Raw genomic sequence first — 12621 nt, 5'->3', positions numbered from 1 at the left:
CCACCACTTCCCGATGGCTTTTGATTTTTGGTGCCTATGAAAGCGGCAACAATGTGAGCTGAGTTGTAATTATTTTGTAATCACATTGCTAAAAGAAATGACATCAACTAGAACAATACTATCACAAGTGGTCAGACCTCCTACAAGACAGGGAGCATTTCTCTATGATGATTTTGAGTATTGTTGCAACCATTGCTTTACTCGGTGTGCTCTTCTATCACCGCGTCAGCTTAACGCTGAGCAGCCTGATATTACTGGCCTGGACCGCTGCACTTGGCGCAGCAGGGCTTTGGAATCTCTGGCTGCTGGTGCCGCTGGCGATTATTCTGGTGCCGTTCAACGTACCTTCCATGCGCCGCGCGATGATCTCTGCGCCGGTGTTCCGCACCTTCTGTAAGGTGATGCCACCGATGTCGCGCACGGAGAAAGAAGCGATTGATGCCGGTACCACCTGGTGGGAAGGCGACCTGTTCCGTGGTAACCCGGACTGGAAAAAGCTGCATAACTATCCGCAGCCGCGCCTGACGGCGGAAGAACAAGCGTTTATCGACGGCCCGGTAGAAGAAGCCTGCCGTATGGCTAACGACTTCGAAATTACCCATGAAATGGCGGATCTGCCGCCGGAACTGTGGGCGTATCTGAAAGAGCATCGCTTCTTTGCGATGATCATTAAGAAAGAGTACGGCGGGCTGGAGTTCTCCGCTTATGCTCAGGCGCGTGTGCTGCAAAAACTCTCCGGCGTGTCGGGTATTCTGGCGATCACCGTGGGCGTACCGAACTCATTAGGGCCGGGTGAGCTGTTACAGCATTACGGTACTGAAGAGCAGAAAAACCACTATCTGCCTCGCCTGGCACGTGGCCAAGAGATCCCTTGCTTTGCGCTGACCAGCCCGGAAGCGGGTTCCGATGCGGGTGCCATTCCGGATACCGGCGTCGTTTGCATGGGTGAATGGCAGGGCGAGCAGGTGCTGGGCATGCGCCTGACCTGGAACAAACGCTACATTACGCTGGCGCCTATCGCCACCGTGCTGGGGCTGGCGTTCAAACTCACCGACCCGGATAAACTGCTGGGCGGCGAAGAGAATCTGGGCATTACCTGTGCGTTGATTCCGACCAGCACGCCAGGCGTGGAAATTGGCCGTCGCCACTTCCCGCTGAACGTGCCGTTCCAGAACGGCCCGACCCGTGGTCAGGATATCTTCGTACCTATCGACTACATCATCGGCGGCCCGAAAATGGCCGGACAGGGCTGGCGTATGCTGGTTGAGTGTCTGTCGGTTGGCCGTGGGATCACCCTGCCGTCGAACTCGACGGGCGGCGTGAAATCCGTCGCACTGGCGACCGGGGCGTATGCGCATATCCGCCGTCAGTTCAAAGTCTCCATCGGTAAAATGGAAGGGATTGAAGAGCCACTGGCACGCATTGGCGGCAACGCCTACGTGATGGACGCGGCTGCATCGTTAATTACCTATGGCATTATGCTCGGCGAAAAACCGGCGGTGCTGTCGGCGATTGTGAAATATCACTGTACCCACCGTGGTCAGCAGTCAATTATTGATGCAATGGATATCGCCGGCGGTAAAGGCATTATGCTCGGCGAAGGCAACTTCCTCGCCCGTGCTTATCAGGGCGCGCCGATTGCTATCACCGTTGAGGGCGCGAACATCCTGACCCGTAGCATGATGATCTTCGGCCAGGGCGCGATTCGCTGCCATCCGTATGTGCTCGATGAAATGGCCGCCGCGCAGAACAAAGACGAGAAAGCGTTTGATAACCTGCTGTTTAAACACATCGGCCATGTGGGCAGCAATAAAGTGCGCAGCTTCTGGCTTGGCCTGACGCGCGGCTTAACCAGCGCCACGCCGACGCATGACCAGACGCGCCGCTACTATCAGCATCTGAACCGTTTGAGCGCCAACCTCGCGCTGCTCTCTGACGTGTCAATGGCGGTACTTGGCGGCAGCCTGAAACGCCGTGAACGTATCTCCGCGCGTCTGGGCGATGTGCTGAGCCAGCTCTATCTCGCCTCTGCGGTACTGAAACGCTATGACGATGAAGGGCGTAACGAAGCCGATTTACCGCTGGTTCACTGGGGCGTGCAGGATGCGCTGTATCAGGCAGAGCAGGCGATAGATGATTTGCTGAAAAACTTCCCGAATCGCTTTGTGGCCGGTGCGCTGAGCGTGGTTATCTTCCCGACCGGTCGCCATTATCATGCGCCGTCGGATAAGCTGGACCATCAGGTGGCGAAGATCCTGCAAACGCCATGTGCCACGCGCTCCCGTATTGGCCGTGGTCAGTATCTGACGCCGAGCGAACATAACCCGGTCGGTTTGCTGGAAGAAGCGTTGATCGACGTGATGGCCGCGGACCCTATCCACCAGCGGCTCTGCAAAGAGATTGGCAAAAACCTGCCGTTTACCCGTCTGGATGAACTGGCGCGTAATGCACTGGCGAAAGGGCTTATCGATCAGGAAGAAGCCAATATTCTGATTAAGGCTGAAGAGAGCCGTCTGCGCAGTATTAACGTAGATGATTTCGACGCTGACGCGCTGGCGACCAAACCGGTAAAGTTGCCGGAGAAAGTCCGCAAGATTGAAGCAGCGTAATGTAAAAACGGAGCCGAAAGGCTCCGTTTTGTTATCTGTTGAACCGTAGGCCCGATAAGCGCAGCGCCACCGGGCAATGGTTTCCAGGCTCAAACTAACCGATTATTTAAAATTAAACCCGTCCGGGTGATTTTCCAGGCTGCCGGTCAACGCTGCAAACAGCACCGTTTTGCCGTCAATAGACAGCGCATCATTCACGTTCAGCCAGGTTAATTTTTCCTGCGACGTTTTTTCATCAACGGTCGAGAACAGGCCGGTCATCTGCTTAGACTTTTCAGACCACAGCACCGCCACACGTTCGGTCCCGCAATCATGCGGCTTACATGCGCTCATCACCTGATAAGATTCATCACCCAGCGTAACGGTTTGCGCAGGGGTATACGTTCCCCCTTTCACCACCCATGCCGGCAGCTTATGCCCTTTCACCATCTGGTTGAACGCCGCTTTGGTCGATTCACCTTTTGCCAGGCTGCTGATCGTCAAGTCTTCCTGCGCCATAGCGCTGGTTGCAAAGACCAGCGCAGCGACAGCGGTTATTGCCTTATACATCATTCCTCCCGGGCTTATCCTGCCCTTGTTGTTCATCCCCTTAAGAGTGAGCGGCAAGCTAGCCAAATGCAAATCAGATATTTCCAATAACAGCTTTTTTTATCGAAATATTCCGCAGCACGGCAACAGCCTGATAAGGTGTTAAAGTTATAAAATCCCCCTGCAATAAAGGAGTTGACCGCCGTGCCTGGTTTGAAAATTACGCTTTTGCAGCAACCGCTGGTGTGGATGGATGGCCCTGCCAACCTGCGCCATTTCGATCGTCAACTGGAAGAGATTAGCGGGCGCGATGTCATCGTCCTGCCGGAGATGTTTACCACCGGTTTTGCGATGGAAGCCGCGAAACAGTCGCCTTCTCAGGAGGAGGTGATTTCGTGGATGCAGAAGCAGGCACAACGTACCAACGCCCTGATTGCAGGCAGCGCGGCACTACAAACCGATCGCGGCCCGGTGAATCGCTTTTTACTGGTCGAACCGCAAGGTAACGTGCATTTTTACGATAAGCGCCATCTGTTCCGCATGGCGGATGAGCATCATCATTATGAAGCGGGCAACGAACGCGTGGTGTTTGAATGGCGCGGCTGGCGCATTCTGCCGCTGGTATGTTACGACCTGCGTTTCCCGGTGTGGTCGCGCAATCGCGACGATTACGACCTCGCCCTGTACGTCGCCAACTGGCCTGCACCGCGTTCCCTGCACTGGCAGGCGCTGCTGGTCGCCCGCGCGATTGAGAATCAGGCATACGTCGCAGGCTGTAACCGTGTCGGCACCGATGGCAACGGCCACCACTACCGCGGCGACAGCCGGGTGATTAACCCACAGGGCGAGATTATCGCCACCGCCGACGCACACCAGGCGACGCGCATTGATGCTGAGCTGTCGATGACGGCGTTGCGGGAGTATAGAGAGAAGTTTCCGGCATGGCGGGATGCGGATGGGTTTGGGCTGGGGTGAGCCAGAAAAGACACCCCAGTAAGATTCCACTGGTAATTTTTCTTGAGCTCGCAGGGGATTTATCTGAACAATACAACCGCATCGGTTAATACTAAATTCTCATCCGCTCTGGTCTTAAGCAGACCAGACGGCCAGGATTATCTACTATGTCAAACCTCGTACCTGATTACTGGCATTAATTTAATATTGCAATAAACATGAGTTGATAGGACGTGCTTAGATAAGCTACATCATTTTAATAGCCACTTTGCCCAACGCATTCCACACGATAAATTTTGACTCATATAGATGTAAAGGAGTACGTATTAATACAGTATATCCTTTTCCTATTTCATATGAGAATGAATACAAATCCTTAATACATTGCCCTGAAATAAGATTGATACTATCATTAGAATTGAGATAACTTTTTTTAAACAGCTCATGTTTTTGTCCATATTCATAGACTGTTATTGAGAGAATTTCCTCTTTTAAAATTAAATCCTTTTCTAATACAGATACACAGATCTTATCATCATTAACGAATACTGATGCCGTGGAGTAAGGTAATTTATGAGGAAAAATACAGCCCGTGAGCACAAATGTAAGAAAAAATATACATAAGCACTTCATAGTGACACCCCTGAACCGATTAATGTTTTCTGAAATAACATCATTGTGTTGGCATCGATAACTCCAATATACTTCCTATCTGCCAGGCTGAAAAACGCCTTCCCCCCGAAATTTTTCAAATAATAGTAATCAGCCACAATTGAAGCTTGTTGCTCCATGTTAAATTCAGAAAATAATTTCCCGGCTTCAAGTTTATACATATACCCGGCTACACAACTTGCAAGGCCCCTCAACCAAACCGCCATGCCATGTTGATACTGGAAAGAGTGAGTCATTTCATGCACAAAAAAATGCTTATTATGATTTTGCTCAAGAGAGTAATCGTCACTATAGAGTGTATCTCGAACATAAAGATCGCCCAAGGGAGTCATACCATAGTTATCAAATTGAAGCCCAAAGGGAAGGGCACTCTCTTTTCTTACCCATATTATAGAGGAGTTAATATTATTGCCAAAAACATCCATAAGCATTTTCATTTCTCCTGGCGTTAATCTACGCAGAGAACCTTCAGAGCCTTTACTCGAATTATAGATCATATTGCAAAATCTCAAATATAAATTAATCAAGAGTGGTTATCTGTGATAAGATTAAATTAAAAATATATTCATTTAACCTATAGGGTTACCTACTATACACAATAAAATATAAGAAACGAAGAGGTAGATATGCTATTTGTTTAAATCGCAAAACTTCATCAAAATCCCTAACGACAACATTCGTTATAAAAACCGAATCAATTAATATATTCTGGTTTCTAACTTTGTATGAGATTAAATATATTCCCCCTCACTATTTCAGTGATATTTCACAAAAGAATAATTAAATTTATTCATTTTTTCGTTCCCAAAGGTCCGGATCACAGCGCATATGATCCCAGCCGGTGTAATTTTTCACTTCCGGGACTTTATTGGGAATGCCCTGCCAGTTGGGTTTGTGTGCATCAGTTGACCAGTGCTCAGAACCATCTACTGAATTCCATGAGGTGTATTCTTCTCCCCAATTCAGACCCGAGGTACCTGGCATCAGGCGATCATGCTGCGGTATTCCGTCATAATCTTTATAAGTATAGGGGATACCTCCTCCTCCCGGTTGAAGTCGGGGGTCGTCAAACGGTTTTGAGCTTATATACAGGTCATGCTCTTTCGTCAGCAAAAAAGCCTGGTCATTAACGACGGTAAAAGACTCGACCTCTTCCATGACAGGGTAGGATGCTCCATACCGCTTTGCTCCCCCTCCGGGACTGAAACGTGCATTTTGCCAGGTTTTGCCATAATCTTTTGAAATGATAAATCCAGACACATCCCAGTAAGTGATAGAAATATAGCGCTCCGATGGATGAACGTATTTTCTGGTGAAAACCCGATAAAACTGGCTGGTAACCTCAGTATGTATTTCCTTCTGGGTATCAGTGTACCAGAGTGCCCCTTCGCAATTAAATCCCGTCAACTCCAGATAACGATGATCGTCAAAACGATAAACCACCTGTGTCGGCGGTTGCCGGTTTCCTGAAACAGCGTGACAGGCAATTAACAACGACACTCCCGTTAAGATAAGAAGCCTTTTTACTTTTACAAACCAGGTTCCATTCAGGCCTGCGGTTTCTGGATATTCCACTACTGTATAATAGAATTTATTCATCTTTTTCCTTCAAGCCCAGATCCGGATCGCAGTGCATATGATCCCAGCCTGTGTAGTTTTTCACTTCCGGGACTTTATTGGGGATATTTTTCCAGTTAGTTTCCTCGGAAAATGTTAACCAGGCATCGGGTCCATCAACTGATGCCCATGATGTGTAGTGCTTCCCCCAGTAACTGTTATCGCTGGTACCATTGTCTCTGGGATTGAGATGGTGTTTAACTCCCTCGATGATATAATCGATACCAGTGCCTCCTGGCTGCATTCTGGGATCGTCAAACGGTTTTGAGCTGATATACAGGTCTCCCCATTTAGTCAGCATGAATCCCTGGTCGTTAACGACAGTAAGTGAAACTACATCCTGGTATAATGGATTAGTATTTTCCCCTGCAACATAGGTTGTTCCGAAACTATCTGTTCTTTCAGGAATTCTTTTCCCATAAGGATCTGCCCCACCTCCCGGTGAAAAACGGGCAGCTTGCCATGTTTTGCCATAATCTTTAGAAATTAAAAAACTACTACTGTCATCGTATTGAGGGATAACGATATAACGCTCAGATGGGTGAATAAATTTTTTAGTAAAGACCCGGTATCCGTCTGATATTTCATAAATTTCACTGTGGATATCTTTTACTGTGTCGGTATAAGTAAGCCCTCCTTCGCAATTGAATCCTGTCAGTTCCAGATAACGATGGTCGTCAAAACGATAAACCACCTGTGTCGGCGGTTGCCGGTTTCCTGAAACAGCGTGACAGGCAATTAACAACGACACTCCCGTTAAGATAAGAAGCCTTTTTACTTTTACAAACCAGGTTCCATTCAGGCCTGCGGTTTCTGCATATTCCACTATTGTATAATAGAATTTATTCATCTTTTTCCTTCAACCCCAGCTCCGGATCGCAGCGCATATGATCCCAGCCTGTGTAGTTTTTCACTTCCGGGACTTTATTGGGAATGCCCTGCCAGTTGGGTTTGTGTGCATCAGTTGACCAGTGCTCAGAACCATCTACTGAATTCCATGAGGTGTATTCTTCTCCCCAATTCAGACCCGAGGTACCTGGCATCAGGCGATCATGCTGCGGTATTCCGTCATAATCTTTATAAGTATAGGGGATACCTCCTCCTCCCGGTTGAAGTCGGGGGTCGTCAAACGGTTTTGAGCTTATATACAGGTCTCCCCATTTAGTCAGCATGAATCCCTGGTCGTTAACGACAGTAAGTGAAACTACATCCTGGTATAATGGATTAGTATTTTCCCCTGCAACATAGGTTGTCCCGAAGCTATCTGTTCGTTCAGGAATTCTTTTCCCATAAGGATCTGCCCCACCTCCCGGTGAAAAACGCGCGCCTTGCCATGTTTTTCCATAATCTTTAGAAATTAAAAAACTACTACTGTCATCGTATTGAGGGATAACGATATAACGCTTAGATGAGTGAATAAATTTTTTTGTAAAGATCCGGTATCCGTCTGATATGTCATAAATTACGCTGTGGATATTTTTTACTGTGTCGTTATAAATAAGCCCTCCTTCGCAATTAAATCCCGTCAGTTCCAGATAACGATGGTCGTCAAAACGATAAACTACCTGTGTCGGCGGTTGTCGGTTTCCTGAAACGGCGTGACAGGCAATTAACAACGACACTCCCGTTAAAATAAGGATCCTTTTTGCTTTCATAAACGAATCTCCTTCTAGACCAGCGGTTTCGGCATATCCCACTGAAGCACCGTCTTTTCCACTGTTTCTGGTTTGCCATTGATATCTCTGGTTCCGGTAGATTCTTTTCGCGTCCGGGGACCGTAATCATTAACCACACCGTATTCACCTGAAGGCATTCCGTGAGGACGCTCGGGTTTGTTCATAAGTGGTTTGACATTAGGTGGTAAAAATCCTTGTTGATAATATTTTTTCACTATAGCATCAGGATTCTTCTCTCTACGCCAGTCAGCCCGCAACAACAAGTCACGCCAGAATTCGGTATCCTCAAATGCCTTACACTCCCCGATGGCCAAGTCGAAAGTCATTGCCATTTCCGGTACATATTTACTGCCCACGATTGAAGAATGCTGGCTCAATACCGTATTACCCATCATTTCTTCCAGTTCCTTATTTGTAAGATATCGCGTCACATTCGCTTTCTGACCGGGACCATAGTCGCCCTGAACCACACCCCGAATGGGTTCTTCTATTTCGAAAGTGATTTTCAACTCATTAAGCTGGCTGGCATTAAGGACCTGTCCATCATGTAAATAACGGAAAGGGTCTTTATCCGGTAAATCCACTGACTCTGTTTTAAAATATTCGGCTTTAATGGCTGCACGACAAATTGCCGGGTCGTTACCCGCCAGTTTTGTTTTATATCCTGACGCCTGAGCCTGAAGTAAAAAAACAAACGGCATCGGCAACGTCGGGGCATTGATTGTCACATCACTGTAGCTGTACTTCTCGCAGGTTGCAGGAATATCCGGATCATCCCAGTGTTTTTCAGGCATCGAAAAATGGTACCCATTTTTGTCGCCAACGGTTATTCCTTTACAGTACACCCGCTGCCAGAAATTATGTCCCAGCCCGGCACGGATTTTATCCGGTACGCCACGCCAGCCAAACCCCTGGATGGGCGTCATAGAAACAACATGATCGTTGGGGCAAAAATAGTTATATACCATCCCAAAGTTATTGCGGTTGAACTGCGGGTCATCCCAGTTTGCTATGGGTGACAGACAGCCGGTATCCGTCAGCTTCTGAATATACCCTTTTGTATGTGACCCGGCCCCCTGCTGATAAAGCGAATTCTGTGCCATCAGAGCACAAAAATGTGCCAGTGTCTGCTGCCGTGCAGCATCGGTTTGCTGATTCCCCGGTTGTGCATTCTCCAGCCAGCGGTTCTCCAGCGAGTAGGGGGAATGATTCAGAATGACGCAATCCGCAGGTGTAAAGCCTTCCGCTTTTACCCACATATTGGCCAGCATGGTAATTATTGTTCCCTGGCTGTGGGCCACAATATTAATGGTGTCTGTTTCTGTTTTTTTATTCTGCCGAATTGCTATAATCAAATCCGCCAGCCGACGGGCAGCATAGGCCTGGTAAATACGGTGAGGGTTGTTGTAAATAGGGTGGCTCCAGTCTCCCTCATTCATAAATGAACGGGAAAATTCCCCGACCAGCCCCAGCGCAAAACCGTTAGCTCCCGGGCCAAACATATCGGGAATATTAGTAGTGGCATTGGCAAACGTGCCGCCACCTTTGGTATTATCGCATTCTTTATCCAGCCAGTTATTCAGATTATCAATGGATTCGTCGGCATGGGCGTGGATGATATTCTTGTCATCCTGCTGATAAGTATCATAGGCCAGATCAGTGTCGTCATGTTTATGATCCAGCTCATCGCGGTAACGTTTCTGGTCTTTTTCCCATTCTGAATGCTCAACCGGTTTATATCCCCAGTAAAAAGGGATAACTGGCGAACGGGCGACCTTACCCTCCACATCCGAAATCATGTGTTTTTCCGACTGCCATGTATGTGGCTGTAAATCATTGCGTCCCAGCCGTCTGTTTAGCCCCCGGCAGAGACCTTCATCCTGATTCTGATACGCTTCCCCGACGTCATTCACACCATGCACCAGTATCACAATGCAGGGCATGGCGGGTTCTTTATCCTTGTTTTTATCCTCTGGTGGAGGAAGGCGAGATTTTTCCTCCAGCACCGGACATGGGGCAAGACAGGGCTGCTGTTCTCCCGCCATATTGACCGTATTCCGGTGATTCATAAACATTTTATCAGTCAAACGACAGGCAGGTTTTCCCTCAAAAAATACATCAAATGAGTGGCTTATCCATTCGGCTTCAGCTTTGTTGGTTCCCGACTTTACTCCCCCCATGCTGCCCTGTTCATCAAACACACTGCGCGCAAACTGCGACCCCATGTTAGCTATCATATTGCCGCCATCGGCAAACACGCTGACCGTACCTTTTACCAGGTCGGCGGAATACGCTTCATTTTCATAGGGAACCGGTGTGCCTTCCCCCGGCGTTTTACACACATCTGGCAAGGTATTATGGCTGACACCACCACTGCCCTTATGGCACAGTGTTAATCCATTAATATTGATGGTTATCATTTTGCTTTCTCTTGTTATAACTCGCGCGAAATAACTACGGCGCCGCGTCGTTTATCATCCGAACTGGACAATATCAGCGTGTCAGCACGCACAGCGGTATTGCGCATGCTCCACGCAACTAAAGCGATATGAGCCAGCAGACTGGCAGAGCCTAAATCACCACTTGCCAGAACCGGCGTCTCTCGCTGGTAGTCTTTATCCAGGTCTTCACTCAACCGCAGCAAAGTAAATCCCAGTTCATCAGCACGATATGGCTCACCATTAACATCACTGACTACATTCATGACTGGTGTTGTCCCGGCGACATCCAGAGCCTCTAATGCTGCCTGAATCAGCCCTTTTCCCAGACACACCCCCTCGTCATGGTATGTAACGGATTCATCAGCCATTCCTGAGCCGCGAATAAAGCACCAGGGAGAAATATCAGATGTTGATGCTATTAATGCCAGAGCAGCAGCACCCTCTGAAGGAATTCGCCCATAAGGGTTGGGGCGTATTGTTCCCTGAAAATAGCGTTGGGAACCGTGTAATAAATTCTCTTGCTCCAGCCACATCAGTGAAGCAGGCGGCAACCAGGAGTCCACGGCTAACAGAATTTCAATGGCACCCTGCTGACTTTGCCGGATAACCTCCAGTGCAGTCGCTATTTCCGCCTGTCCACCATGCAAGATCTGAATTTCACTGTGTATCCATCCCGTACACATCACAATGGTGTCCCTGACAACCGTTATCACATCCGGGACCATTCCTGGCCGGTCCAGAGAAGGAAGCAACAGCCATATCCGCCGGGGTTGCAGCGTTGTTTTGAGCGCAGGTTGATGCTCCATCAGCTCAGTCAGTACCTGCTGTGTCAGTTGCCGGAACCGTTCTTCCGGGGAAGCATAAATAATGTCAGGAAAATAACTGGCTTTAATCGGATAACCACAACTGTCCACACACAGAGGATGTTTCCTCACCAGAGAAAACTGCAAACGATGGGCAATATCCGCCAGCGGAAGTTCAGGACCAGAAGGAAAAGTACAGGACGCTGAAATAATAGCTGTCACAGTAATGCCTCCCATTCAGGAAAGTGTCCGGGAAGTGCTTTTGGCCTGATAAACAGCCGCCGTTTTTCTGAAACCGTTGTGGATTCGAGCTGGTTCACCAGATGATGACAGGGCAATGCGCTGTGCCAGAGCATACTGACGCGGGGAAAATCAGGTTCAATAATAACCGTGTGCAGTCGGCCATGGTGATGCCGCACACTCCCGTCATAAAACAGTGTCCGGAATGCAGGAACGATGCGAGGAAGCTCAAAAATCAACAGCCCATTGTTGCCGTAACCAGGTGGCGTAAGATTCCCCAGGCAAACCACCTCTCCCCCTTTCAGTTGTCCTCCGGCATATAATGGTGCAGGTACACACTGCCAGTAGCGTTCATCCAGATCTTCGGGCAGTAACGGCGACTGCTCTTTCTGCCAGCGGTCATCATATGTCCCGGCAAATTGCAGCCGTCCCGGCCAGTGGCGGGGTAATGCACCAAATCCCGGTATCGTTTCATCGCCATAAAATTCAATATTGGGCAAAGCAGATACCCAGATTTCAGGTTCTGTGCTAACGGCAATACCTGCCGGGTTAAAATCACTCTTATAAGCAGGAAAATAATCGCCCCGGCTCATTTTGTTATAACTAATGGGCATTTTATTGAAAGGGTGCGGCTCTTTGTACCGTTTACCGTCCCATACTCTGTCGCCATAAACCCTGGCAAGTCGGGAAACGCTGCCAACTTTCAGTCCTACAGGCACAGAGGTAGCAAATTTTCCATCCGGTACAATGGCATGTCCATTCAGAATAATATCTGTGGCATTTTTCCCCGGACCAAGGTCGGTATCGTATAACAGTGTTTTGCCATCGGAGTGTATCATTGGCCCGGCATTAACTTGCTGCTGGGTTTCTGATAATGTTGTCGTTCCGTCAGGACGTATATCCCAGGTTGCTTTTATTGCCACAGTCCAGATTTCTTCCCCCTGCCTGCCACGAACCCAAGATCCTTTTGCGGAATATGCAGTCCGGTTGTTTATCTGCCACATATACATCTCCTTTATTGAGTGGGAATATTTTGTTTATTTTATACTGACATAAAAACCTCAAGTCTAATAAACCATCA

Annotated in this window: 11 protein-coding genes; 2 read left to right on the top strand and 9 right to left on the bottom strand. The window is 48.4% G+C overall.

The window, feature by feature from the left end:
- Positions 1-164: 164 nt before the first annotated feature.
- Positions 165-2609 carry an acyl-CoA dehydrogenase FadE gene (fadE, locus tag ACWWFX_RS19855; protein ID WP_473224591.1) on the top strand — a complete coding sequence of 815 codons (2445 nt, stop codon included), beginning with the start codon at positions 165-167 and terminating at the stop codon, positions 2607-2609.
- 102 nt (positions 2610-2711) lie between these two features.
- Here the strand turns inward: fadE and ivy are convergent, their stop codons facing one another.
- Positions 2712-3158, bottom strand: coding sequence for an Ivy family C-type lysozyme inhibitor (gene ivy, locus ACWWFX_RS19850; RefSeq protein WP_223145812.1), 447 nt, complete (start codon positions 3156-3158; stop codon positions 2712-2714).
- Positions 3159-3341: 183 nt separating this feature from the next.
- Between ivy and ACWWFX_RS19845 the strand changes: the two genes are divergently transcribed.
- Positions 3342-4112: an amidohydrolase gene (locus tag ACWWFX_RS19845; RefSeq protein ID WP_473224590.1), complete on the top strand. Its 771-nt coding sequence runs from the start codon at positions 3342-3344 to the stop codon at positions 4110-4112.
- Positions 4113-4337: 225 nt separating this feature from the next.
- On the opposite strand, the gene ACWWFX_RS19840 is transcribed toward ACWWFX_RS19845, so the two are convergent.
- From ACWWFX_RS19840 to ACWWFX_RS19805, 8 genes are all read right to left on the bottom strand, one after another.
- Positions 4338-4724: a putative T6SS immunity periplasmic lipoprotein gene (locus ACWWFX_RS19840; RefSeq protein WP_473224589.1), complete on the bottom strand. Its 387-nt coding sequence runs from the start codon at positions 4722-4724 to the stop codon at positions 4338-4340.
- Complete coding sequence (locus ACWWFX_RS19835; protein ID WP_473224588.1) at positions 4721-5200, bottom strand: hypothetical protein; 480 nt, start codon at positions 5198-5200, stop codon at positions 4721-4723. Before ACWWFX_RS19835 ends, ACWWFX_RS19840 begins: the two co-directional genes overlap by 4 nt.
- A gap of 349 nt (positions 5201-5549) precedes the next feature.
- The gene (locus ACWWFX_RS19830; RefSeq protein ID WP_473224587.1) at positions 5550-6362 is read right to left on the bottom strand and encodes a T6SS immunity protein Tli3 family protein; all 813 of its coding nucleotides are present in this window, start codon (positions 6360-6362) and stop codon (positions 5550-5552) included.
- A complete protein-coding gene (locus ACWWFX_RS19825; protein WP_473224586.1) occupies positions 6355-7230 on the bottom strand; it encodes a T6SS immunity protein Tli3 family protein in 876 nt (291 codons plus the stop codon). The genes ACWWFX_RS19830 and ACWWFX_RS19825 overlap by 8 nt, the downstream gene beginning before the upstream one ends.
- The gene (locus ACWWFX_RS19820) at positions 7223-8035 is read right to left on the bottom strand and encodes a T6SS immunity protein Tli3 family protein (protein ID WP_473224585.1); all 813 of its coding nucleotides are present in this window, start codon (positions 8033-8035) and stop codon (positions 7223-7225) included. Before ACWWFX_RS19820 ends, ACWWFX_RS19825 begins: the two co-directional genes overlap by 8 nt.
- A gap of 14 nt (positions 8036-8049) precedes the next feature.
- On the bottom strand, positions 8050-10476 hold the full coding sequence (locus tag ACWWFX_RS19815) for a DUF4150 domain-containing protein (RefSeq protein WP_473224584.1): 2427 nt from the start codon (positions 10474-10476) through the stop codon (positions 8050-8052).
- A 14-nt stretch (positions 10477-10490) separates the two neighbouring features.
- Complete coding sequence (locus tag ACWWFX_RS19810) at positions 10491-11522, bottom strand: hypothetical protein (protein ID WP_473224583.1); 1032 nt, start codon at positions 11520-11522, stop codon at positions 10491-10493.
- Positions 11519-12544, bottom strand: a complete 1026-nt coding sequence (locus ACWWFX_RS19805) for a DUF2169 family type VI secretion system accessory protein (RefSeq protein WP_473224582.1) — start codon at positions 12542-12544, stop codon at positions 11519-11521. Before ACWWFX_RS19805 ends, ACWWFX_RS19810 begins: the two co-directional genes overlap by 4 nt.
- Positions 12545-12621: the final 77 nt, after the last annotated feature.

This window comes from Pseudocitrobacter sp. 2023LY-00077 (assembly GCF_055796175.1).
Note: the sequence above shows the minus strand (reverse complement) of the source record. Positions and strands in the feature narration are given on the sequence as shown.